This window comes from Streptococcus moroccensis (assembly GCF_030812835.1).
In the GTDB taxonomy this organism is placed as follows: domain Bacteria; phylum Bacillota; class Bacilli; order Lactobacillales; family Streptococcaceae; genus Streptococcus; species Streptococcus moroccensis.
In genome coordinates this window covers 131,300-155,001 of the sequence record NZ_JAUSTM010000002.1, presented here as the reverse complement: position 1 = coordinate 155,001, position 23,702 = coordinate 131,300, and the positions used below count along the sequence as shown (strand labels likewise).

Below are 23,702 nucleotides of genomic sequence, written 5' to 3'. Positions count from 1 at the left end.
AGAGCAGAAGCGGTGCTGGCTTGGTACCAGAAGTTTGATACGGTCATGCCGAGTTTTTATCAGGGATAAATCAATGGTTTCTTATCCCGTACTAGCTTATGGTATAATATGAACTACCAATGCTATGAAGGAGTTTCCATGGTTTTATCAAAGAAAAAAGCCCGCCACGTCATTGAAGAGATTATCGCCCTTTTCCCTGATGCGCAACCTAGTCTGGATTTTAAAAACCATTATGAGTTGTTGATTGCGGTCATGCTGTCTGCCCAAACGACCGATGCAGCAGTCAATAAGGCGACCCCTGCCTTATTTGAGCGCTTTCCAACCCCTCAAGCGGCAGCAGCAGCCACGCCATCTGACATTGCGCCTTATATTGCTAAACTTGGCCTATACCGTAACAAGGCTAAGTTTATGCATGAGCTCTCTGTTCAGTTAATTGAGCGCTTTGATGGCATTGTCCCTCAGACCCGAGAAGAGTTGGAGAGTTTGCCTGGTATCGGGCGGAAAACAGCTAATGTCGTCATGTCTGTTGGCTTTGGCATTCCAGCTTTTGCTGTTGACACCCATGTGTCTCGTATTTGTAAGCACCACCAGATTGTGAAGCAATCGGCTACACCGCTTGAAATCGAACAGCGTGTCATGGATGTCTTACCACCAGAATTATGGTTGCCAGCTCATCAGGCTATGATTTATTTTGGACGTGCCATTTGCCACCCCAAAAATCCAGAGTGTGACCAATATCCGCAATTGTATCATTTTGAAGGTTTGTAGTTAGAAAGGTAACCATCTTGAGGTTAGATAAATTTATTGTGGCTGTTGGGGCTGGTTCCCGCAGTCAGGCTAAGTCCATGGTCAAGGCCAAACGGTTAACAGTTAATGGGCAAGTAGCTAAAAAGTCGGATATGAAAATCGATCCTGAGAAAGACAGTGTCTGCTTGGATGGTCAAGAGCTTGTCTATACAGCATTTGACTACATCATGCTCAACAAACCAGCTGGTGTCATCTCAGCAACAGAGGATGCGCGGGAGCGGACAGTCCTTGACCTTTTGCCTGATCGTTACCAGCGTGTTGCACCGGTTGGTCGCTTAGATAAGGATACCGTCGGGTTGTTGCTCTTGACAAACGACGGTCAGCTAAATCATAATCTCTTGTCGCCTAAAAAGCACGTCGATAAGTGTTATGAAGTGACCTTGGAACAGCCCTGCCCCCCAGAAGCCATTGCAGCGATGAAGACAGGTGTGACTCTTGATGATGGTTACCAATGCCTCCCAGCAGAATTGACCATTTTGTCCGATTATTTGGTTCATCTGACGATTCAGGAGGGAAAATTCCATCAAGTGAAACGCATGTTTTTAGCCCTTGGCAATAAGGTTACCCACCTGAAGCGCCTTCGAATGGGCAGCTTAACCTTAGATCCATCACTTGAGGAGGGTGATTTCCGCCTTCTTACAGAAGAAGAAGTAACCAGACTTCAAAAAAATGGCAACTAAACATATGTTCGTTTATAACGAATGTTTGTTTTTATTTCTCCTTCTTTAATTTTAAATAACGGACGTTTGGGGTAAAATAATCTATGGAAGCGTGGAAAACACGTAGCGATGCCTATTTCATAAGGCATAGGTAGGTCATTAAATCAATTGAGGTAGAGTAAATGAACTACGATTCACCCGTTTTTGACTATGAAGATATCCAACTAATCCCCAATAAATGTATCGTCAAAAGCCGTTCTGAGGCAGATACATCTGTGGTATTTGGTGGCCACACCTTCAAGCTACCAGTTGTTCCAGCGAACATGCAAACCATTTTAAATGAAGAATTAGCTGAAGAGCTAGCTAAAAATGGTTATTTTTACATCATGCACCGTTTTGATGAAGAAGCGCGCAAGCCCTTTATCGCTAAAATGCACGCTCAAGGTCTAATTGCCTCTATCTCAGTCGGTGTTAAGGACTATGAGTATGACTTTGTGACTTCTCTGAAAGAAGATGCCCCTGAATTTATTACCATTGATATTGCCCACGGCCATTCTGACTCGGTCATCAACATGATCAAGCATATTAAGGCAGAGTTACCAGAAACCTTTGTGATTGCAGGGAATGTCGGGACACCTGAAGCGGTTCGTGAATTGGAAAATGCAGGTGCTGATGCAACTAAGGTCGGTATTGGCCCTGGTAAAGTCTGCATTACCAAGGTTAAAACTGGTTTTGGTACCGGTGGTTGGCAATTAGCTGCTCTTCGTCTCTGTGCCAAAGCAGCGCGTAAACCCATCATTGCTGACGGTGGGATCCGTACACATGGTGATATTGCTAAGTCCGTTCGCTTTGGTGCCAGCATGGTTATGATTGGCTCCCTCTTTGCCAGCCACAATGAAAGTCCGGGTGAAACGATTGAAGTGGATGGTAAAGAATTTAAAGAATATTACGGCTCTGCCTCACAATTCCAAAAAGGCGAATACAAGAACGTTGAAGGCAAAAAAATCTTGATGCCGACCAAGGGGAGCATCTTTGACACCTTAACTGAAATGCAACAAGACTTGCAGTCCTCGATTTCCTATGCAGGAGGTAGAGACCTAGAAAGTTTGACGACTGTCAATTATGTCATTGTTAAAAATTCCATCTGGAATGGGGACAGTCTTTAAGAAGGGACCACGCACGGCGTGGTTCTTTTTGTCCTTCTTTAGATGTATTATATTGAAGAAAAAAAGAAAATCCTTGACACACTTTCAAAAATAGTTTACTATCTATTGGAGTTTACTAAGAAAAGGGATAAGAACTTGACAACTGCAACCAAAGCAAAAACAACTAAGAAAAAGACGAGTAAAAGCTCGCCAAAGAAAAACCTTGTCATCGTGGAATCACCTGCCAAGGCTAAGACGATTGAAAAATACTTGGGCCGCAACTATAAGGTTGTGGCTTCTGTTGGCCATATCCGTGACTTGAAAAAGTCATCTATGTCCATCGATTTTGAGAACAATTATGAGCCAGAGTATATCAATATCCGTGGTAAAGGGCCTTTGATTAACGACTTGAAAAAAGAAGCTAAAAAAGCTGGCAAAGTCTATCTCGCAAGTGACCCGGATAGAGAAGGAGAAGCCATTTCTTGGCACTTAGCTCATATCCTCAAGCTCGATCTTGAGGATAAAAACCGTGTCGTCTTCAACGAAATTACAAAAGACGCTGTTAAAAATGCTTTTAAAGAACCAAGATCGATTGACCAAGATTTGGTAGACGCTCAGCAAGCCCGTCGCGTACTTGACCGGATTGTGGGTTACTCTATCTCTCCTATTCTCTGGAAAAAGGTCAAAAAAGGCCTGTCTGCTGGTCGGGTACAATCTGTTGCCCTTAAACTAATCATTGATCGGGAAAATGAGATTAAGGCCTTCAAGCCTGAAGAATACTGGACTATCGATGGTACCTTTAAAAAGGGAATCAAGTCTTTTCAAGCTACTTTTCACGGTCTAGATGGGAAAAAACTCAAGCTCGAAAGCAATGGTCAGGTCAAAGAAGTTCTGGCTCGTTTGACTTCTGATGAATTTACAGTTGATCAGGTTGAGAAGAAGGAGCGTCGTCGCAATGCGCCGCTTCCTTACACGACCTCTACGTTGCAGATGGATGCGGCTAACAAAATTAACTTCAGAACCCGGAAAACCATGATGGTTGCCCAGCAGCTTTATGAGGGAATTAATCTCGGTAGCGGCAGTCAAGGTCTGATTACCTATATGCGTACAGACTCTACTCGTATCAGTCCTGTGGCACAAGGCGAAGCAGCAAACTTTATCACAGAGCGCTTTGGGGCCAATTATTCCAAGCACGGTAGTCGTGTCAAAAACACTGGTGGTGCTCAAGATGCCCACGAAGCCATTCGTCCGTCAAACGTTTTTCAAACACCAGAAAGTATTGCTAAGTACCTAGATAAGGACCAGCTCAAGCTTTATACCCTTATTTGGAATCGCTTTGTAGCCAGTCAGATGACTGCTGCTGTCTTTGATACCATGAAGGTTAGTCTTTCGCAAAATGGGGTGAGCTTTACTGCTAATGGTAGTCAGGTCAAGTTTAATGGGTATTTGGCTGTCTATAATGATACGGACAAGGACAAGATGCTACCTGAAATGGTTGCTGGTGATACCGTAAAGCGCACCAATACCAAACCAGAACAGCATTTCACCCAGCCTCCAGCCCGCTTTTCAGAAGCAACTCTGATCAAAGCGCTCGAGGAAAACGGTGTTGGACGTCCATCCACCTATGCGCCAACTCTTGAGACGATTCAGCGTCGCTATTATGTCAAGCTGGCTGCTAAACGCTTTGAACCAACAGAGTTAGGTGAAATCGTCAACCAGCTAATTGTGGAATTCTTCCCAGATATTGTGAACATAACGTTCACGGCTGAGATGGAGCAGAAGCTTGATGATGTTGAAATTGGTAAAGAGCAGTGGCAAAAGGTCATTGATGAGTTCTACCAACCGTTTTCGAAAGAATTAACCAAGGCTGAGGCTGAAATGGAGAAAATCCAAATCAAGGATGAACCTGCCGGCTTTGACTGTGACGAATGTGGTCACCCTATGGTAATCAAGCTCGGTCGTTTTGGTAAATTCTATGCTTGTAGCAATTTCCCTGACTGTCGCAATACCAAGCAGATCACCAAGGAAATTGGTGTGGATTGTCCGACCTGTGGCCAGGGGCAAGTGATTGAACGCAAAAGCAAGCGTAACCGCGTCTTCTATGGATGCGACCGTTACCCAGCTTGTGACTTCACGTCTTGGGACAAACCTGTGGGGCGGTCTTGTCCGAAATCGGGACATTTCCTTGTTGAAAAAGCCGTCCGTGGGGGTGGCAAGCAGGTCTTATGCTCTGATCCAGAATGTGATTATAAAGAAGCAATCGTGAAATAAGCAAAATCGCCATTGGTACTTTCCGTTATAATGGCGATTTTATTTTCTTTCCGTTATAATGGACATTTTTTAAAATTGCCGGTATAATGGAAAGTGTGAAAGGAGGAATAAATGATGTACCTAGCTCTTATTGGTGATTTCGTAAACTCCAAGGAATTGGATGACCGCTATGACATTCAAAAACGCCTCAAAGAAACCTTAACGGTTCTAAATAAGAAGTATAAGAAATACCTTGTCTCCCTCATGACTGTAACGCTTGGAGATGAGTTTCAAGGCCTTTTTCAACTGACCTGTCCCATTTTTAAATTGATTGATGAATTAACTGTGGCCTTATCGCCTTATGCGATTCGTTTCGGTCTGGGTATTGGTGACATCGTAACAGCCATCGATCCTGAACAGAGCATCGGTGCAGATGGCCCTGCCTATTGGCGCGCTAGAGCTGCCATTGAAATCGTTCATACCAAAAACGATTATGGCAACACCACAATAGCCATAGATTTCGGGGATGAGAAGGATAATCAGATTGGTAATGCCCTGATAGCGTCATCTGATCATATTAAAGCTAGCTGGCGCTCTAGCCAAGAAGAGATCTTTAAGGCTTTACTAGAGCGTGGCATCTATCAGGAATCCTTTGAGCAAAACGTAGTGGCAGAGAAACTAGGTCTTCACGAAAGTGCTTTTAGTAAACGTCTCAAAAGTAGTGGTCTCAAGGTTTACTGGAGGTGTCGCTTAGCCCTTCAAGAACTGATTAGAGATAGGGAAGGAGACCGTTAATGCCTCTAGTAACTGAAATTCTCCAACACCCTGTTTTTGTTGCGCTACTGAGTTGCCATTTTTTGTCAGATTATCATTTGCAGAACCAATCTATGGCAGATCAAAAAGAAAGGGACAAAAAAGTTCTGGCTAAACATCTCGCTCATGTTTTCTGGCCTTTACTAGTCGTTGGAATCGTTGTTCCCTCTCTCTATCGGCAATTGCTCCTTGTTTTTATTAGCCACGCGCTCATTGATTTTTTGAAGCCTTCTGTCAAAAAAATGCTCAAGCTTTCTGATAGCTTGACCTTTACCTTGGATCAATTGCTTCATATCGCTATCATTGTTAGCGTCACTTGGCATGTTCTTACCGATGGGATAGCTTTAACTAATCCCATACTTCCTTGGGCAGATGGCCTTCGTTTGGTCCTGTTTTTCTTAATGATTACCAAACCCGCTAATGTGGTTTTCAGGGTCTATTTTAGCAAATACCAACCCTCAAAGGTGGTCTGGAAAAACGGTCAAATCGACCAGAAGAAGGACGAGCATGTCACGATGCAAGGAGCAGGAGCGACGATTGGAAATCTCGAACGTATTGTTATGGGGATTTGCATTTACTTTGGTCAATTTGCCTCAATCGGCTTAGTCTTTACAGCCAAATCCATTGCCCGTTATAATAAAATTTCGGAAGACCCAGCTTTTGCTGAATATTACTTAATCGGATCGTTGTTTAGTATCCTATCCGTCTTAATAGCGTCCTGGCTATGTTTCATTATCTAAAAGAAAGAAAATTATAATTGTTATGAAATTTAAAGTGTTTAATGCTACTCCTGAAGAATCGCAAATTGCTCTCAATTGGGGGAAAGTGCATAATGTCGACATTGAAACGACCCCTCACCTTTTAACAATGGATGAATTGCCTGGTTTAGCAGGCATTGATGGGATTATCAACTTGCAAATTGGTCAATTAGAGCCTGAGCTTTATCCTGCCCTCAATCAGCTTGGCATCAAACAGATTGCTCAGCGCGGGGCGGGGACGGACATGTATAATATGGCTTTAGCCAGTGCCAATGACATCATCATTACCAATGTTCCTAGTTATTCCCCAGAATCTATCGCTGAGTTCGCTTTGACCCTTGCTTTGCAATTGATTCGTAAAACAGAGGACATTCGACTTCGTATTGAAGCGCATAATTTCCGCTGGGAGAATGTGATTTGTGGACGTGTTTTAGGTCAAATGACGGTTGCTATCCTAGGAACTGGTCGCATCGGACAAGCCACCGCAAAAATGTTTAAGAGTGTTGGATGCCGAGTCATTGGTTACGACCTCTACCCTTCAGAACAGATGGAGGGCATCATCGAGTACAAAGAGTCTATTATGGAAGCAGTCGAAGAGGCTGATGTGATTTCACTCCATATGCCACCAAGTCCTGAAACCCACCATCTTTTTGACAAAGCCATGTTTGAACGTCTTAAACCAGATGCTATTTTAATCAATACAGCTAGAGGTGCACTAATCAACACGGAGGACCTATTGGAGGCTTTAGATCTCGGACTATTGGCCGGAGCAGGCATCGATACTTATGAGTTTGAAGCTCCTTATATCCCCAAAGATTGGACAGGTCAACCGCTTGAAGACCAAACCTTTGAAGCCTTAATCCACCATCCTAAAGTGATTTATACACCGCATGTAGCATACTTCACTGATGAAGCTGTGAAAAATCTGGTCGAAGGCGCTTTAAATGCAACCCTTGATATTGTAAAAACAGGGACAACACAAAATCGGGTCAACTAGGTATAGAGAAGTCGTAGTCGCAAGACAGCGACTTTTTTGGTATAATCAGGAAGTATTAAAATTTATCTGAGATTAATAGGAGTGGGTGAAAATCGAATCCAAAATAGGTTTGACTTTGTCGTCGCAATCTCACTGTTTTCTCAAGAAGAATAGAAAGATTTGAGCTAGGGATTCCTAGCAAAGAGGTATTAGTGCATGTCTCAATCTTATATCAATGTCATCGGAGCTGGCCTTGCAGGCTCTGAAGCAGCTTACCAAATCGCCAAACGTGGCATTCCTGTGAAGTTGTATGAAATGCGTGGGGTAAAACCTACACCGCAACACAAGACAGATAATTTTGCGGAGCTAGTTTGTTCCAATTCCTTCCGTGGCGATAGCTTAACCAACGCCGTTGGTCTGCTGAAAGAAGAAATGCGACGCTTGGACTCGATCATCATGCGGAATGGTGAAGCCCACCGTGTGCCAGCAGGTGGAGCGATGGCAGTGGACCGTGAAGGCTATGCAGAAGCCGTTACTGCGGAAATCCACAATCACCCACTGATCGAAGTTATCCGTGAAGAAATCACAGAATTACCAACCGATGTGATCACCGTTATCGCAACAGGTCCTTTAACGTCAGACGCCTTGGCAGCGAAAATTCATGACTTTAACGATGGTGATGGTTTTTATTTCTACGATGCGGCAGCTCCTATTATTGATTTCAATACCATCGATATGAGCAAGGTTTATCTGAAGTCCCGCTATGATAAGGGCGAAGCTGCTTACCTCAACTGTCCAATGACTAAGGAAGAGTTCATGGCTTTCCATGAAGCCTTGACAACAGCAGAAGAAGCACCGCTTAATTCCTTTGAAAAAGAAAAATACTTCGAAGGTTGCATGCCGATCGAAGTCATGGCCAAGCGCGGTATCAAAACCATGCTCTATGGCCCGATGAAACCTGTTGGACTAGAATACCCTGAAGACTTTGAAGGACCTCGAGATGGCGATTTTAAAACGCCTTACGCTGTCGTTCAACTTCGCCAGGATAATGCCGCTGGTTCTCTTTACAACATGGTTGGTTTCCAAACCCATCTCAAATGGGGCGAACAAAAACGTGTCTTCCAAATGATTCCAGGTCTTGAAAATGCGGAATTTGTCCGTTATGGTGTGATGCACCGCAATTCGTACATGGATTCCCCAAACCTTCTTAACCAAGCCTTCCAGTCGAAGAAGCAGAGCAATCTCTTCTTTGCGGGACAGATGACAGGTGTTGAAGGCTATGTTGAGTCTGCTGCTAGTGGTTTAGTTGCTGGTATCAATGCTGCGCGCCTCTTCAATGGCGAAGAACCTATCTTCTTCCCTGAAACAACGGCCATTGGCAGTCTGCCTTATTACGTTACGCATACAGAGAGCAAGCATTTCCAACCCATGAATGTCAATTTTGGTATTATCAAGGAGCTTGAAGGCCCTCGGATTCGTGATAAGAAAGCACGCTATGAAGCCATTGCAGAACGAGCACTAGCCGACTTAGATCCCTATCTAGCTTACTAAGCAGGCGGTCGTTTCATAGTTCAATCTAGAATGGCTAGGTGAGTACCTAACTTTTTTATCCTAAAAATATGAAACAATTAAAGAACACGAAACGGTAGAGTAGTTTAAATGATTTTTACCGAAAATTTTTTTGAAAAAAAGTTTGTAAAGCCCTCATCGATGCCGGTTTTGGCTGCGCTAACTTAGATGGAACAATAGCACACATGGGAGTCTCAATGCCGTTGACAAAAAAATGGAGAAACCAGGAAGCAGACAAGAGTTAAAGTATTAGAATAGGAGAAACTATGAGAATTAAGGCAATTCCAGCATTAGCTGATAATTACATTTGGGTATGGTCGCAAGGGGATCAAGCCATTATCGTTGATCCAGGGGAGGCTAAACCCGTCCTAGAATACTTAGAGAAAAACCAGTTAAAAGCAGGTGCTATTTTAATCACGCATGTCCATTCTGATCATGTGGATGGCATCGGAGAGATCGTGGAGAAATACCCTAATGTTAGAACGTATGGTCCAGCAGAAGTCAGTCACTTGGTCCATACGGTTTTAGCAGATGGTGAGCAGATTGACCTCTACGGTTTTCAAATCGAAGTCTTTTTGACAGCTGGTCATTCTGAACAACACATTTCCTATTTAGTAGATAAGGAGCATTTATTGTGTGGAGATTCCCTTTTTTCAGCAGGGTGTGGCAGAGTCTTTACAGGCGATTATGATGCTCAATATCAGTCAATGGTCTTTTTCAGAAGTTTAGCCGATGAGGTGAAGGTGTATTGTGGTCACGAATACACGCTGACTAATTTGCGATTTGGCATGACTCTAAATTCGACTTCCTTTATTAAACATTATTACGAGCAAATGAAAGCCATTGGTGAACAAGGTAGTCCAACTTTGCCTTCGACCATAGGCGTTGAGAAGAAAATCAATGTTTTTCTTATGGCTGAAGATGTTGAAACATTGACAAGATTGAGGACATTACGAGATCATTTTTAGAAAAAGGCCTGAAGACGAACACTTAGGGAAACTTTTATAATCAAACACCAAACATTATGGCAGGCTATAGAGTTAATGATATAGACAAAGCAAGAAACATGGGCTTAAATGTTTTGGAAGCGAAAGAAGCAGAGGATGCCGTTGTGGATTTAACAGGCTCTGATCTGGAGCGCATCCATACTGGATGGAAAGATGCGATGGAAAACTTCTTCCCTGAGCATGGCTTTATGCATTCAGGAAAACCTGACTTTGAATATTATTATGAAGGTGATATGGATAGTAAAGACTACAAAATGGAACTTTGGATTCCAATAACTAAAGCTTAAAAAATCATTTTGTTGAGCAGAATTAAATACAGGACATAGGGAGATAGAAAGTAAAGCATCTGTCGTCTATTTTTTCCAATTGTTAAATGAGATAAACAGAATATAGTGACATACCTCCCTTATAGTAGACAGTGAAAAATAAAAAATTTCACAAGAAACTATAAGCGAGTATATCAAAAATCGCAAGTTTATGTTAGATTTACAGGGAAAAGAAAGAATTATACTTTAATATCCACTTACCAAAATTAATTTCAATGATAAGCGGTGATATTTTTTTGAATTTAATTTCACAATGTTTTAGTAAAAAAATAGCCTGGTAAATAAGGAAAGAAGGTAATCATTGTGAAAAAATAATCAAGCAAAATAGTTGACAAATTAGGAAATAATTTAGTTAAGCTTGACATGTCTTTCTGAATACGTTATCATAGATTTATCAAATAAATTAAGGGGAATACCTATGAAACTCATTGGAATTGTCGGTACAAATTCTGCCAAGTCAACAAACCGTCAGTTACTTCAATACATGCAAAAACGATTTGAAGATAAGGCTGAAATAGAATTAGTCGAAATAAAAGACCTACCAACATTCGATAAACCAGCAGACCGAATTCTTCCTGGAAATGTGAAGGAACTCGTTGCAAAAATAGAAGAGGCTGATGGTGTCATTATTGGTACGCCTGAATATGACCATTCCATTCCAGCAGTTCTGATGAATGCCTTAGCTTGGGTATCTTATGGTGTTTATCCGATGGCTAATAAGCCTGTTATGATCACTGGAGCTTCTTATGGAACGCTTGGTTCTTCTCGTGCTCAGTTGCAATTGCGCCAGATTTTAAACGCACCAGAATTAAAAGCTACTGTTCTACCAGACGAGTTTCTCTTGTCTCATTCTCTTCAAGCCTTTAATTCAGAAGGTGATTTGAATGATATTGAGACTAGCCAAAAATTAGATGCTATCTTTGATGATTTCCGCCTCTTTGTTAAAATGACTGAAAAGCTGTCTAATGCCAAAGATTTGTTGCGTAAAGAAGCTGAAAACTTTGACTGGGAATCTTTAGATTAGAAGTAGAAGAACTGTAGCGCTAGTCGTTTATAAAAAGTCAAATATCTTCTAGCCACGTCCACAAAGGAGAAACTGAGATGAAATTTGTTGCTATCGTCGGCTCAAATGCCGAGCAATCATATAACCGCATGCTCTTGCAATTCATGCAGCGCCATTTTAAAGTCAAATGTGAGATTGAATTATTGGAAATTAAAGATGTCCCAATGTTTAATCAAGATGAAGACCAAACGGATAGCTTTGCCATTCGTTACCTCTACAATAAAATTACACGTGCAGACGGTGTTATTATTGCCACACCTGAACACAACCACACGATTACACCAGCCTTGAAGAGCACCTTGGAATGGCTATCTTACAAGATTCATCCTCTTGAAAATAAGCCTGTCATGATTGTTGGTGCATCATACTATGACCAAGGAACGTCACGTGCTCAAGTGCACTTGCGTAAAATCTTGGAGGCGCCTGGTGTCAATGCCTACACGCTCCCAGGGAATGAGTTTCTTTTGGGTAAAGCTAAAGAAGCCTTTGACCTCAATGGTGACATTACTAACGAAGCAACTGTGAACTTCCTTGAAACTTGCTTAGATAACTTCATGAAATATGTTGATGTGGTATCTGCTTTGAAAAAACCAAAACCTATTGCACCAGAAGACTTAGATTGTACCCAACCTATTGCAACTACAGTTCGTGGGATTGATCCTGATGATCCAGAATGGCTAGAAAAAGCTTCAAAACAGGTAAATGCTGTTGAAGGAAATACCTATGTGAAGTTAAGCAATGGTCTCTTAACCGTTGACCAATTGGATATGTTTCTCAATGCAATGCCTTTTGAATTGACATTCGCAGATGATAACAACCAATTCTTGTACTACAATAACAAGCACCAAGAAGCTTCAACTATGCTTGGTAAACGTGTTAAAGAACAAGTTGGTAGCCGTATGAGAACAATTCATGGGACCCTTCCACCAGCTCGTATGAAAAACGTGGAATGGGTCATCGGAACGCTTCGTAACGGTAATCAAGAATATGTCCGTACCATTGTTCCTGGGACACCTCCGGAAATCATCAATACCCATAATTACCAAGCGATGTACTATCCTGATGGTTCTTACGCTGGTATCAATGAAATCATTTTTAACTTCAAACCATGGTTAGATTGGTATTTAGAAGCTACTGGTCAACGTTTGGTAGGAGGAACAGCAGCTCCTGTTATCCCTAATTCAAAACCCGCCCCACATGGTGCTGATGCAACATCTGGAGCTTCAGAAGAAGCTAATGATGCTGCCGTGACAGATGCTATCTCAGGTGCATCTGAAAGCTAATGATATTCCCCTGAAAGAGGTGAGCAGTCACTCATCTCTTTTCTTGTGACACAGATTTAAAAGGAATTTAACATGTCATTTTTTGAAAAAAAAATCACAGCTGCTTGCAACAAAAAGGAAGCCCTATTCGATGAAAGTTTAGGGCGTTACGCACTGCGTTCAATGTTTGCGGGAGCCTATCTCACGATGTCAACAGCAGTGGGAATTATTGGTGCTGACGTTATCTCAGCTCAATTTCCAGCCTTAGCCCGCTTTGTCTTTACCTTTATCTTTGCGATTGGTCTTTGCTTTGTCTTGATTTTTAACGGAGAACTAGCAACGTCTAACATGATGTACTTAACTGTTGGTTCTTATTATAAAAAAATAAGCTGGGCTAAAACAACTAAAATTTTACTTTATTGTACTTTCTTTAATTTTGTTGGCGCTCTTATTCTAGCCTATCTCTTTAACCAATCTTTCTCATTCATGACCTTAAAAGACGACAGTTTTGTGGTGACAGCTGTTACCATTAAACTTGGCAAGTCAGACTGGTCTAACTTTATCGAAGGAATCACAGCCAATATGTTTGTGAATATGGCCATTTTAGGCTACATCGTCCTCAAAGAAGAATCTGCAAAATTCTTTATCGCTGTATCGGCCATCTTCATGTTTGTTTTCCTGATCAATGAGCACTTAGTAGCTAATTTTGCTTCTTTTATGTTACTTGCCTTTAACCATGCCCGTGGACAAGTTGATGCCTTTAACGTAATTAATGTCCTCCGTCAGTGGATTGTGGTTTTCTTTGGGAACTGGCTTGGTGCAGGAATCTTTATTGGTATTGCCTATGCTTGGCTTAATCAAACCAAAACCGCTCACAAGGAAGGTTAGATATAAAGATCTGATGGCTACTTATTAGGGAGTGTCATTATGTATCAATGCTAAAAACAACCTGTAACTAAATAGAAGTTACAGGTCGTTTCTTCATCTATTCAAGAACTCATTGATTTTATCCACCAGTAACTGACCGCTCGCATCAACAATGTTGTTTCGTTTGCTCATTTCTTCTTGGAGAAGTTGTTGGCTTTGGTTGACCGTTGTCTGAGTTGTGTAGTAAAGAGTGATGGTAGATCCTCGTTTGAGAGAGGTTGTAAATAATGCTGGTTTGGGATCAAAGTCAACCACACTGCGAACCTCGGCAGTTGCATACTCTTTGTCCGCTATTGCAAGCTCAGGACTTACCTTAAATCCTTTTCTTTCCAGAAGTTCTCTAGCAGCCTCAAGGGTTAAGCCTTTTAGGACTGGTAACTCAACCTGTTCATCTACCAGCTCTTTAATTGTTTCATCCATGTAGTAAATGTCTACAATTGTTCCTTTGGAATAATAACCTGGTTTTGGTTGCATATCCAACACAGTATTAAGGCTAGCTGCTGACCACTTTTGATCAGGATCAACTAGAATGGGACGCGGTCGAAAACCAATCCGTTTGAGATGAGTAATCGCATCTAAAAGGCGCATAGTCGTTACGTCTGCTAAGTTTATCACGTTATGGTGATTAGCGCGTCTGCGTTCAGACTCTCCTTTAAACACTGGCGTCCATTGGGTAAGGCTGCTTTTGAGACGGTCTTCAACATCTGAGAATGCCCTTGTCACATGTTTGAGTTTTTTCTTTGGGATGTTCTTTAAAACACGCTTTTTACTGCTGACTTTTCTCACCATATCACTTAATTTCCTTTATCCTGTTTTTTTATTTCATTATATCATACTCATCATTGAACTGCGGTCAACTTCATTGGTTTATCGGTTATTTTTATAAGACAAAACAAGTGAAATAGGGTAAAATAAAAGAAGTGTGTCAATTGATGGAATTGACCTAAATGACCATAACATCATAGTATAGGACTTTTAAATGAGTATTTTAAACGTAGAACACTTAACCCATGGATTTGGAGAACGGGCGATATTTAATGACGTCTCTTTCAGACTCTTAAAAGGGGAGCATATTGGCCTCATTGGAGCCAATGGTGAAGGGAAGTCGACCTTCATGAATATCATCACTGGCAAACTCCAGCCTGATGAAGGCAAGGTTGAATGGAGCAAGCGTGTCCGGGTTGGTTACTTAGACCAGCACACGGTGCTGGAACCAGGCATGACTATCCGAGACGTCCTTCGCAGTGCCTTTTCTTACCTTTATGAATATGAAACCCGTCTGGGGGAAGCCTACATGGAAATGGCTGAAGCAGATGAGGACAAAATGGCAGAGTTAATGGAAGAAACAGGCGAATTGCAAGACCTTCTAGAATCTCATGATTTTTATATCGTCGATATCAAGGTAGAAGAAGTAGCACGCGCCCTTGGCATTACGGCTTTTGGCTTGGATAGTGATGTCAATGAGCTATCAGGTGGCCAACGGACTAAGATTCTATTAGCCAAGCTCCTGCTTGAAAAACCCGATATCTTGCTCCTAGATGAGCCAACTAACTACCTCGATGCTGAGCATATTGAATGGCTTCGCCGCTATCTGAACGAGTATGAAAATGCCTTTATCCTCATATCTCACGATATTCCATTTTTAAATAGTGTCATTAACCTGATTTACCATATGGATAATCAGCAGTTGAACCGCTATGTGGGTGACTATGACAAGTTCCAAGAAGTTTATGCTATGAAGAAGGCGCAGATTGAAGCAGCTTATAATCGTCAGCAAAAAGAAATTGCGGATCTCAAGGACTTTGTGGCACGGAACAAAGCTCGCGTAGCAACTCGTAACATGGCCATGTCTCGTCAGAAGAAGCTGGATAAGATGGAAATGATTGAACTGGTGCAGGAACGTCCTAAACCAGAATTCAACTTCTTAGTAGCGAGAACTCCTGGCCGTTACATCTTTAAAACAGAAGATTTGGTTATTGGATATGATACCCCTTTGACCAAGCCGATGAATCTTGAGATGCAACGTGGCCAAAAGATTGCCATTACCGGATCAAACGGGATCGGGAAAACAACCCTTCTTAAAAGTCTTCTGGGACTCATTGACCCTCTTGAGGGTGAGGTCGAACGGGGTGAATTTTTAGAAATCGGTTACTTTGAACAGGAAATGTCAGGCGATGTTGACAAATCCTGTTTGGATGAGATTTGGGACACTTTCCCTTACATGAACCAGGCTGAAGTACGCGCAGCTCTGGCTAAATGTGGTCTCACGACCAAGCATATCGAGAGCAATGTCCGAGTGCTCAGCGGTGGCGAACAAGCAAAAGTTCGCCTCTGCAAACTTCAAAACAAGGAAAGCAATGTCCTGATTCTAGATGAGCCAACTAACCACTTGGATGTTGATGCCAAGGATGAACTCAAGCGCGCTCTGAAAGAATATAAAGGAAGCATTCTGATGGTCTGCCACGAACCCGAATTCTATGACGGGTTAGCGACAGAAGTCTGGGACTTCTCAGGCTATTCCGTCATGCGTGGCTAAGGATATCAGATTAACGTTAAACCACCAGGAGAGATCTGTCTATGCAGATTGCTTCTGGTGGTTTACTTTTGATAATAATACCTGGGATAAGGTCACTGTTTATTTTTAGATTTGAGAAGTTTCTGAGGGTTCTTAACCAATTCATTTAGGTTGGCTAGGGTCTCTTTTTGTTTAGCATGGCGCTCAGAAAGAAGTTTGCGACTCAAAGCCATATTGTGTCCATCAAGATAGTCAAGGCGAATGATAGTACCAGGGCGGACATTTTTTGTCAAGAAAGTTTGTTTGGGATAGGTTTCGATGACTTGATTGGCATTTTTATCGCCAAGTTCTGCTCTTGGTGCGATAATACGTCGAATGACCGTGAAGCCTTGTTCAGTTAGGATTCGTTCGGCCTCGTCTATATCAGTACCCTTGAGATCCGTTGGTAAAACTATGCTGTCTCCTAAAGCCTTACTCGCTTCGAGTGTTTCCGGGGTTAGGTAATAAAGTTTCACCAGATGGCCAGCCTTGAATTTACCAGATACGGGATTCATGGCCACAACCTCGTCTATTTCAGCCTTGGCAAACTTTTTATGTGCCTTGGCTGGAAGGACATGAACAGAAAAACCAATGCTTTCAAGATAGCTTTGGGCAGAATGGATCGGCATATCAATCACGTTTGGGATTTGAATCAGAGCTGTTTTGGCTTCATGACGGCGGTCTAGAGCCTTGTCAACAATTGGTGCAGCCTTATCAGTGATTTTACCAGCAATTTCGACTGTATCTGGAATAACAGAAAGGGTGGCGTTTAATACCTTAAATGCCCGTCCAGCCAATTTCCCAATCTTAGGTTTTACCATCTCTTTACACCTCCCTTTGTTCTTCCTTTAGTATACCACAAAAGATATGCTAACTCCCCTAAAGTCTTACAAATTTGTAAGAAATCCGTCTAGAGATGTAAGGGCATGTCTTGCTAGATTAGGATAAATTAGAATTGAAGGAGGAGCCCAGAATGACTAAAGAAATTAAGATTAACTTTTCCATGTTTAGTTTGCTACAATATGTATTTGCTGTATTAGTCATCCTCTTACATGCTCAACGGATTTTTCCTAATGACGGATTACATTTTGTTCAAAAAAGTATCTTTAGCCGCATGGCTGTTCCTTTTTTCATTGTTAGTGCCAGTTTTTGGCTTGCTAGGAAGCCGGAGCAGTTGAAGATAACCTCTAAAAAATGGTTGTGCAGCTACTTAGGCTTGTCGTTGCTTTATTTACCCTATGCAGTATGGTATTATCAGCAGTCAAATTATCCAGGTATATATCTACCTATAGGCATTTTGGCCTCGCTGTTTTATACAGGGACATGTTACCACTTGTGGTATTTTCCAGCTATCTTGTTTGGTTTCTTCTTTTATCACAGCCTTCGCAAACTCTTACCTCAAAAAGGGCTTTGGGCATGCTTTATCTTGCTCTATCTCTTTGGTGCTATAGAAACTTATTCTGCTTGCTTATCAGGGACATTTTTTGTAAAGCTTTACGATAACTATTCCCAGATTTTCTTCACCAGTCGCAACGGCCTTTTTTATGTCCCTATCTTCATCTTAATCGGGCAAAGTCTTTATGACAATCGTCAGGCACCATTTTTGGCCAGACAGCCTTTCTTGAAATTTGTATTAGCCTTTGGTTTATTGCTAGCCGAAAGCTTTATCATCTTCCAGCACCAAGGTTATGATAAAAATTTTATTTTTTCTCTCCTTCCGTTCACTTTTTTCTTGGTCAATTGGGCTTGGAGGACAGAACTTTTCCGAGAGAAGCAGTGGCAAACCTTGAAATACTACAGCAAATATTATTATTATTTCCACCCTATCTTTATAGAATTATCTTTTCTCTGGTTGGCAAATAGTGACTTAAAAAAATGGGAAAAGGGAATCGTGGTCAGTCTTATGACACTTGTTGCGACTCATTTTCTCAGTCACCTGCTCTTAAAATACGCTCCTCTAAAACGGCTAATGTTGCACAAGATGATTCAGAGCATCCGTTTTAAGCTTACAAATTTGTAAGACATCCGTCTTAAGGTGTAAGAGAAACTATCAGTTATAATCGGTATACTAGAAATAAGAAAAATCTAGCTACATCAACTAACTTTTGTTACAATTAAGCTAAGAAATAGGAGGTCCCTATGTTTTTATACGCCAAACATTTGCAGCGTGTTTTTCGGACACGTGGGTCAAAAGCAGAAGTCAGAGCTCTTCAAGATGTCCATTTCCAAGTGGAAAAGGGGGAATTCGTCGCCATCATGGGCGAATCAGGCTCTGGTAAGACAACGCTTCTCAATATCCTGGCTACCTTAGATCAGCCCACGTCAGGTGCCGTTATCTTAAACGGCAAAGACCTGACCCATATCAAAGAAAGTGATATGGCTGATTTTCGTTTGAAGAATCTCGGTTTTGTCTTTCAGGATTTCAACCTCTTGGATACGCTCAATATCAGAGATAACATCTTTTTACCGTTAGTTTTAAGTGATCTGCCTATTACGGAAATGGAGCAGCGCTTGCCAGCCTTAGCAGACAATTTGGGGCTGACTGAACTCCTCAATCAACGTCCCTATGAGCTATCAGGTGGTCAGCAACAACGGGTTGCCATCGCACGCGCCCTCATCACCAAACCGCAATTAATCTTGGCTGACGAGCCTACAGCAGCTCTTGATTACCGTAATTCTGAAGACTTGATGCGTATTTTTGAAGATATCAATCAGTCAGGTCAGACCATTCTCATGGTCACGCATTCCCCGATGGCAGCCAGCCATGCTGGTCGTGTTCTCTTTATCAAGGATGGACGTATTTTCCATCAGTTGTACCGTGGCGACCAGTCGTCCTCAGATTTCTATAAAACCATCTCACTAACCATGACAAGTTTGCTAGGAGGTGACTAGGATGCTTTACCTTAAACTGGCTTTGGGCAACCTCAAAAAGGCTTATCAGGCTTACCTGCCCTTTATTCTTTCCAGTACAACACTTTTTATCTTACTTAACACCATCAACATGATATGGTTAGCACCTGATATCCAAGATAGACGTACGACTCCAACCATTCTTAAATTTGCCTTTTGGACCATTGCTATTTTTGCCCTTATCATCGTTCACTACAGTCATAACTTCTTGATGAAGCAGCGGAGCAAGGAGTTTGGCTTATATAGCGTCATCGGGATGAACCGCAAGCGTATTGCTATTGTGGCTATTTTGGAATTATTTATAGTTTTTACAGTGATCATGCTAATCGGAAGCCTTTTAGCAACAGTTTTGGCCAAGTTTCTCTATCTGATTTTGGTCAATATGATCGAGATTGATAATTTTGAAATTGGACTGACGGCAGCCGGCTACCGTGGGACCTGGTTTTTCTTCACAGGGATTTTTATCAGTTTACTTGTAATCACTTGGCTTAAAATCCATAAACTTTCCTCTTTGGAATTGCTCAGGTCCAATAAAACCCCTGAAAAAGAGCCAAAAAGTAATGCCTTGATAGGTTTCCTAGGTGTGTTGATGATCATAGCTTCCTATGCTTTCTCCCTTAACGATAAGATACCGTTTACGCAAGAATATATTCTCTATAGCTTTTTAGCTGTTTTATCTGTCATCTTTGGCACCTATCTCTTTTTCATCAGTTTCCTGACTTGGCTGTTACGGAAACGTAAAAACAACAAGAACTATTTTTACAAGAAAAAACACTTCATTCCAACAGCTAACATGCTCTATCGCATGAAGCAAAACGCCTTTGGGCTTGCCAATATCACAGTTCTTGCCAGTATGGTCATGGCAACAGTCATTGCGACGGCTTCTATTTTTCTAAGCATCAACGATAGCCTCGAGAGAGCTTATCCTAACGGGAAAAACATTTCCTTAGATATTTGGTCTTTGAGGGATAGAACCAAGGCAGAAGAGGTTGCAACTGATTTAGTGACCGAGATTGGAGCAGAATTAGCCGACTTTGATGGTCTTCTTTATTACCAAACGTACCAAAACCTCGAAAATACGGAAAATTTTTCGTTGATTGATGTCTTTTCCAATAGTGATTCTTATGTTAATGGTACCTCTATCTATTTTATCAGTCTAGTAGATTATGAAAAGTCAGGTAACCCTGCCTTATCATTAGCTGATGGGCAAATTGGCTATTACCATACGACTTATCACACCAACCTCAAAACGACACAGATGACCTTATTTGATGGCAGTGTTTATTATGTTATTCCACTAGCCGAACAGCCAGATCTTCCATTACGCAACTTGAGATTTCCAGGAAATACGGCCATTATCATTCTGCCTGATGATCAAGCTCTCATGGAGCAAATGATTGCGCACCAGACAGAGGACTTTGTTTCAGAAGTTTATGCCAATAATCCTGATTATTATGGCTTCTTCTTTTATAGTTTGCTTGGTCGGGTAACAGATGAACAGTACCAAAAGATAGCAGATAAAAGTGACAACCGTGATTATCAAGCACAATCACCGTTTTTCTGGGCGAGCTATAAGCAGGAGGAGTACCAAAACAAACTTGATTTCACCGGCCCCTTCCTCTTTATTGGAGTGATTATCGGCTTTAGCTTCCTCATGGGTGCTTGTTTGATTATGTATTACAAGCAAATTTCAGAAGGCCATGAAGACCGAAAAGCCTACAAGGTCTTACAGGAAATCGGCATGAGCAAGAAAATGGTCAGAAAAACGATTAGCAACCAAATTCTTCTCATTTTCTTTGCCCCTCTCGGTTTAGCTGTCATTCATATTGGCTTTGCTATGCCCTTGTTAATTCGTTTATTAAACGACACGGGCGTCTTCGCAGACAGCATTGTGTGGCCAACTGCGAGCCTCTTTATCCTAGTGTTCATTTTGCTCTATTACCTTGTTTACCGGGTGACCAGCAGAACTTACTATAAGATTATTGAACGCTAGGTCAGCGCTGGCGTCAGAAGCTTTATTTTTGTAAAATAGACTTATGAAAGATATGAAAACGATTTTTGTGGTGGAGGATGATCTGTCCATCGTTCAATCGCTCAAAACTTACTTTAAAGACCGTTATCAGGTGATTGGCGTGACAAATTTCAGAGCTGTTCAGCAGGAAATCACAGAAGCAGGAGCCGATGTGGTACTCATGGACATCACTCTTCCTTACTTCAATGGTTATTACTGGACGACCGAACTCCGTAAGAAGTCTAATATTCCCCTGATTTTCATTTCCAGTGCTAATGAAGAGATGAATGCGATTATGGCACTCAATATGGGCGCGGATGACTTTATCGCCAAGCCCTTTTCCCTCTCTGTTCTGGAAGCTAAAATTACAGCGTTGCTGAGACGGAGCCAGGATTACGCGACTGGTGATCTGGTCTTTGAGGATTACTGCCTAACGCTCGATGGAGAATTTAGCAGAGGACTTGATAAGATTATTCTAACCCCTACGGAGAATAAAATTCTTCATAGCCTTTTATCTAAACAAGGCCAGCTGGTCACCAAAGAAAAGTTGCTGGAAAAACTGTGGGAGAATGAAGACTTCATCGACCAAAACACGCTCAATGTCAATATGACCAGGCTGAGGAAAAAGCTTCGCCAGCTGGATTTTGACCGCATTCATACCATTAGAGGGGTAGGATTCTTAGTGCAATGATTGGAAAATTTCTCAAAGAATACCGCCTCTGGTTATTACTTTATCCGATATTAGTGTTAATCCTAGGCATAACCTTTTGGCTTTACAGACTACCACTTGCGACTTTTAGCAACGCCCTTGTCTTCACGCTTACTATTTATGTGATAGCAATAGCTGTTCTGTATTGGCAGTTTGTGCAAAAGATGAGCCTTCTCTCTGACCACAAGTCTGTCAAAGCTGCTGAAACCAGCTCCCCCTTAGTTCAAGCTCATCTTGATGCCTTAGAAGAGAGCGTCAGTCATTCAAAAAATCAACAAGACAGCTTACGTCAAGAAAGGACGCAACTAACCAGTTTAATCAAGATGTGGTCTCATCAAATCAAGGTGCCTCTAGCTAGCCTTGATCTCATGGTGCAGACGGAGCGTCTTGCACCTCAGGACGTCGCTAATCAAGTGCAGTCGATTGATCACTACCTGACCATGCTCTTGAACTATCTCAAGTTTCAGGAAAAAACGGATGACTACCGCTTTGAAAACTTATCTGTCAAAGCACTGGTCTCATCTATTATCAAAGACTACAGGATTCAATGTTTGAGTAAGGACTTATCTATCTCTATCTCGGGCGAATGGTTGCTTAACTCAGACCGTAAATGGCTGACCTTTGCTATTAGCCAAATTATTGACAATGCGATTAAGTACAGTCGACCAGGGGGTACGATAGTCATTACAATTGATGCTGGAAGCCTGAAAATAAGCGATCAAGGACTGGGGATTTTGCCTGAGGATATCCCTAGGCTCTTTGAGGAGGGTTTTACAGGCTTTAATGGCCATCAACACCATAAATCCACTGGTCTCGGTCTTTATATGACTAAGCTTATTCTGACGGAACTGGAGCTAGCAGTAGCTATTGAAAGTGAAATAGACCAAGGCACGACCGTTACCATCAAACCAAAAAGGAAACTAAATGACCTCAACACACTTTAAACTCTATGCCGCTGTCTTTCCTATCATCCAAAATGAACAGGGACAGCTCTTACTTCATCAACGCCAAAATACCGGTTATATGGACGGTTATTGGGATCTAGCGGGGACAGGGCATATCGATCCCGGAGAAACAGCAACAGAAGCAGTCGTTAGAGAATGCCAGGAAGAATTAGGAATTCAGGTTAATGCTGACAGCCTTCAGCTAGTCCATACCGTGCATCGCACTGGTCAGGAAGACCAATTTCCCTATATCTACCTTTATTTCACGGTATCGCGCTATAGCGGTAAGCCCAAGGTCATGGAAGCTTTCAAAAATGCTGGCTTGGCCTGGTTTAATCTTGAACAGTTGCCTGATCAAATGATTGAGGACCGGAAAATAGCTATTCAAAAAGCAATGGCTGGCATTACTTATCAAGAATGGAGAACCTGATGGAGATTTGGGACATTTATGACGAGCAGAACCAACTGACAGGAGAAACAATTAGCCGAAATGCGGTCCATTCCTTGCAAAAAGGGCAATTCCATGCCTGTGTTAATGCTCTATTGATAGATGAGCAAGGAAATATCCTTACCCAGCAACGCGCACTAACTAAAGAAGTCAATCCAGGCTCTTGGGACCTATTTACGGGTGGTTCCCTTCTGACCAAGGAAACCCCTGAGCAAGGAATCGCTAGAGAAGTAGCAGAAGAACTGGGAGTAACAAGATTAGAGTTCCATTATTTTGGGTATGAGATGAGGCCAGATATTAAGTCCATCATGCATTATTTTTCAGCAAAGATTCCTCAAACGAGCATAAAACACCTAAACCTTCAAGAGTCTGAAGTAGCTCAAATCGCTTGGGTAAGCTTCGAAGAAGCTAATGCTTTAGCCAAGTCAAATCCTTTTGATTGGAACTGGTTGCAAAAGATGACATCTACAAAGCCATTAAAATTGTGAGAACATTTTGATGTTTAACTTGTATGATAGTCACTATTTGGCTATAATATAGGTATAGGAAAGCGTTTTCTTGTAA

22 protein-coding genes and 1 pseudogene are annotated in these 23,702 nt (G+C 41.8%); 21 read left to right on the top strand and 2 right to left on the bottom strand.

The genetic code is table 11. The features are described from left to right. Positions 1-138: 138 nt before the first annotated feature. The 13 genes and pseudogenes from nth to J2S23_RS01635 all read left to right on the top strand — a co-directional run bounded on the left by nth (position 139) and on the right by J2S23_RS01635 (position 13,523). Positions 139-768: an endonuclease III gene (nth, locus tag J2S23_RS01695; RefSeq protein WP_307121030.1), complete on the top strand. Its 630-nt coding sequence runs from the start codon at positions 139-141 to the stop codon at positions 766-768. A gap of 17 nt (positions 769-785) precedes the next feature. After that, positions 786-1,487 (top strand): pseudouridine synthase, encoded by a 702-nt coding sequence (locus J2S23_RS01690; protein WP_307121029.1) that lies wholly within the window; start codon positions 786-788, stop codon positions 1,485-1,487. Between the two features lie 161 nt (positions 1,488-1,648). Further along, positions 1,649-2,632 (top strand): GMP reductase, encoded by a 984-nt coding sequence (gene guaC, locus J2S23_RS01685; protein ID WP_307121028.1) that lies wholly within the window; start codon positions 1,649-1,651, stop codon positions 2,630-2,632. A 135-nt stretch (positions 2,633-2,767) separates the two neighbouring features. Continuing rightward, positions 2,768-4,882, top strand: a complete 2,115-nt coding sequence (gene topA / locus J2S23_RS01680) for a type I DNA topoisomerase (RefSeq protein WP_307121027.1) — start codon at positions 2,768-2,770, stop codon at positions 4,880-4,882. Positions 4,883-4,993: 111 nt separating this feature from the next. Then, a complete protein-coding gene (locus J2S23_RS01675) occupies positions 4,994-5,656 on the top strand; it encodes a SatD family protein (protein WP_307121026.1) in 663 nt (220 codons plus the stop codon). Further along, positions 5,656-6,414, top strand: coding sequence for a DUF3307 domain-containing protein (locus J2S23_RS01670; protein WP_307121025.1), 759 nt, complete (start codon positions 5,656-5,658; stop codon positions 6,412-6,414). Before J2S23_RS01675 ends, J2S23_RS01670 begins: the two co-directional genes overlap by 1 nt. A 22-nt stretch (positions 6,415-6,436) precedes the next feature. Next, a complete protein-coding gene (locus J2S23_RS01665) occupies positions 6,437-7,429 on the top strand; it encodes a D-2-hydroxyacid dehydrogenase (RefSeq protein ID WP_307121024.1) in 993 nt (330 codons plus the stop codon). 195 nt (positions 7,430-7,624) lie between these two features. Continuing rightward, positions 7,625-8,959, top strand: a complete 1,335-nt coding sequence (gene trmFO / locus J2S23_RS01660) for a methylenetetrahydrofolate--tRNA-(uracil(54)-C(5))-methyltransferase (FADH(2)-oxidizing) TrmFO (RefSeq protein WP_307121023.1) — start codon at positions 7,625-7,627, stop codon at positions 8,957-8,959. Positions 8,960-9,243: 284 nt separating this feature from the next. Further along, a complete protein-coding gene (gene gloB, locus J2S23_RS01655) occupies positions 9,244-9,945 on the top strand; it encodes a hydroxyacylglutathione hydrolase (RefSeq protein ID WP_307121022.1) in 702 nt (233 codons plus the stop codon). 44 nt (positions 9,946-9,989) lie between these two features. Continuing rightward, a pseudogene (locus J2S23_RS01650) lies at positions 9,990-10,271 on the top strand (GyrI-like domain-containing protein); the annotation flags it as partial. Between the two features lie 457 nt (positions 10,272-10,728). After that, entirely contained in the window at positions 10,729-11,334 is a 606-nt protein-coding gene (locus J2S23_RS01645; protein WP_307121021.1) for an NADPH-dependent FMN reductase, read from the top strand. Positions 11,335-11,411: 77 nt separating this feature from the next. Beyond that, positions 11,412-12,656: an NAD(P)H-dependent oxidoreductase gene (locus J2S23_RS01640; protein ID WP_307121020.1), complete on the top strand. Its 1,245-nt coding sequence runs from the start codon at positions 11,412-11,414 to the stop codon at positions 12,654-12,656. Positions 12,657-12,728: 72 nt separating this feature from the next. Next, positions 12,729-13,523, top strand: a complete 795-nt coding sequence (locus tag J2S23_RS01635; protein WP_307121019.1) for a formate/nitrite transporter family protein — start codon at positions 12,729-12,731, stop codon at positions 13,521-13,523. Positions 13,524-13,616: 93 nt separating this feature from the next. Here the strand turns inward: J2S23_RS01635 and J2S23_RS01630 are convergent, their stop codons facing one another. Then, positions 13,617-14,351: a PASTA domain-containing protein gene (locus tag J2S23_RS01630; RefSeq protein ID WP_307121018.1), complete on the bottom strand. Its 735-nt coding sequence runs from the start codon at positions 14,349-14,351 to the stop codon at positions 13,617-13,619. Positions 14,352-14,541: 190 nt separating this feature from the next. Between J2S23_RS01630 and J2S23_RS01625 the strand changes: the two genes are divergently transcribed. Beyond that, positions 14,542-16,098, top strand: coding sequence for an ABC-F family ATP-binding cassette domain-containing protein (locus tag J2S23_RS01625; protein WP_307121017.1), 1,557 nt, complete (start codon positions 14,542-14,544; stop codon positions 16,096-16,098). Positions 16,099-16,190: 92 nt separating this feature from the next. On the opposite strand, the gene J2S23_RS01620 is transcribed toward J2S23_RS01625, so the two are convergent. Continuing rightward, positions 16,191-16,937 (bottom strand): PASTA domain-containing protein, encoded by a 747-nt coding sequence (locus tag J2S23_RS01620; protein ID WP_307121016.1) that lies wholly within the window; start codon positions 16,935-16,937, stop codon positions 16,191-16,193. A gap of 152 nt (positions 16,938-17,089) precedes the next feature. On the opposite strand from J2S23_RS01620, the gene J2S23_RS01615 reads away from it, so the two are divergent. The 7 genes from J2S23_RS01615 (at position 17,090) to J2S23_RS01585 (ending at position 23,626) form a co-directional block, all read left to right on the top strand. Next, positions 17,090-18,136: an acyltransferase family protein gene (locus tag J2S23_RS01615; protein ID WP_307121015.1), complete on the top strand. Its 1,047-nt coding sequence runs from the start codon at positions 17,090-17,092 to the stop codon at positions 18,134-18,136. Between the two features lie 119 nt (positions 18,137-18,255). After that, the gene (locus J2S23_RS01610) at positions 18,256-19,008 is read left to right on the top strand and encodes an ABC transporter ATP-binding protein (protein WP_307121014.1); all 753 of its coding nucleotides are present in this window, start codon (positions 18,256-18,258) and stop codon (positions 19,006-19,008) included. 1 nt (position 19,009) lies between these two features. Then, positions 19,010-21,019 carry an ABC transporter permease gene (locus J2S23_RS01605; protein WP_307121013.1) on the top strand — a complete coding sequence of 670 codons (2,010 nt, stop codon included), beginning with the start codon at positions 19,010-19,012 and terminating at the stop codon, positions 21,017-21,019. Positions 21,020-21,062: 43 nt separating this feature from the next. Beyond that, positions 21,063-21,728, top strand: coding sequence for a response regulator transcription factor (locus tag J2S23_RS01600; protein ID WP_307121012.1), 666 nt, complete (start codon positions 21,063-21,065; stop codon positions 21,726-21,728). Further along, on the top strand, positions 21,725-22,690 hold the full coding sequence (locus tag J2S23_RS01595; protein WP_307121011.1) for a sensor histidine kinase: 966 nt from the start codon (positions 21,725-21,727) through the stop codon (positions 22,688-22,690). The genes J2S23_RS01600 and J2S23_RS01595 overlap by 4 nt, the downstream gene beginning before the upstream one ends. Then, positions 22,671-23,120, top strand: a complete 450-nt coding sequence (locus tag J2S23_RS01590) for an NUDIX domain-containing protein (protein WP_307121010.1) — start codon at positions 22,671-22,673, stop codon at positions 23,118-23,120. Before J2S23_RS01595 ends, J2S23_RS01590 begins: the two co-directional genes overlap by 20 nt. Continuing rightward, complete coding sequence (locus J2S23_RS01585) at positions 23,120-23,626, top strand: NUDIX domain-containing protein (protein ID WP_307121009.1); 507 nt, start codon at positions 23,120-23,122, stop codon at positions 23,624-23,626. Before J2S23_RS01590 ends, J2S23_RS01585 begins: the two co-directional genes overlap by 1 nt. Positions 23,627-23,702 lie beyond the last annotated feature (76 nt).

Coding starts and splice junctions, on each gene's coding strand:
- nth (WP_307121030.1), top strand. CDS start 139: ATGGTTTTATCAAAGAAAAAAGCCCGCCACGTCATTGAAGAGATTATC.
- guaC (WP_307121028.1), top strand. CDS start 1,649: ATGAACTACGATTCACCCGTTTTTGACTATGAAGATATCCAACTAATC.
- J2S23_RS01675 (WP_307121026.1), top strand. CDS start 4,994: ATGATGTACCTAGCTCTTATTGGTGATTTCGTAAACTCCAAGGAATTG.
- J2S23_RS01670 (WP_307121025.1), top strand. CDS start 5,656: ATGCCTCTAGTAACTGAAATTCTCCAACACCCTGTTTTTGTTGCGCTA.
- J2S23_RS01665 (WP_307121024.1), top strand. CDS start 6,437: ATGAAATTTAAAGTGTTTAATGCTACTCCTGAAGAATCGCAAATTGCT.
- trmFO (WP_307121023.1), top strand. CDS start 7,625: ATGTCTCAATCTTATATCAATGTCATCGGAGCTGGCCTTGCAGGCTCT.
- gloB (WP_307121022.1), top strand. CDS start 9,244: ATGAGAATTAAGGCAATTCCAGCATTAGCTGATAATTACATTTGGGTA.
- J2S23_RS01645 (WP_307121021.1), top strand. CDS start 10,729: ATGAAACTCATTGGAATTGTCGGTACAAATTCTGCCAAGTCAACAAAC.
- J2S23_RS01640 (WP_307121020.1), top strand. CDS start 11,412: ATGAAATTTGTTGCTATCGTCGGCTCAAATGCCGAGCAATCATATAAC.
- J2S23_RS01635 (WP_307121019.1), top strand. CDS start 12,729: ATGTCATTTTTTGAAAAAAAAATCACAGCTGCTTGCAACAAAAAGGAA.
- J2S23_RS01630 (WP_307121018.1), bottom strand. CDS start 14,351: ATGGTGAGAAAAGTCAGCAGTAAAAAGCGTGTTTTAAAGAACATCCCA.
- J2S23_RS01625 (WP_307121017.1), top strand. CDS start 14,542: ATGAGTATTTTAAACGTAGAACACTTAACCCATGGATTTGGAGAACGG.
- J2S23_RS01620 (WP_307121016.1), bottom strand. CDS start 16,937: ATGGTAAAACCTAAGATTGGGAAATTGGCTGGACGGGCATTTAAGGTA.
- J2S23_RS01615 (WP_307121015.1), top strand. CDS start 17,090: ATGACTAAAGAAATTAAGATTAACTTTTCCATGTTTAGTTTGCTACAA.
- J2S23_RS01610 (WP_307121014.1), top strand. CDS start 18,256: ATGTTTTTATACGCCAAACATTTGCAGCGTGTTTTTCGGACACGTGGG.
- J2S23_RS01605 (WP_307121013.1), top strand. CDS start 19,010: ATGCTTTACCTTAAACTGGCTTTGGGCAACCTCAAAAAGGCTTATCAG.
- J2S23_RS01600 (WP_307121012.1), top strand. CDS start 21,063: ATGAAAGATATGAAAACGATTTTTGTGGTGGAGGATGATCTGTCCATC.
- J2S23_RS01595 (WP_307121011.1), top strand. CDS start 21,725: ATGATTGGAAAATTTCTCAAAGAATACCGCCTCTGGTTATTACTTTAT.
- J2S23_RS01590 (WP_307121010.1), top strand. CDS start 22,671: ATGACCTCAACACACTTTAAACTCTATGCCGCTGTCTTTCCTATCATC.
- J2S23_RS01585 (WP_307121009.1), top strand. CDS start 23,120: ATGGAGATTTGGGACATTTATGACGAGCAGAACCAACTGACAGGAGAA.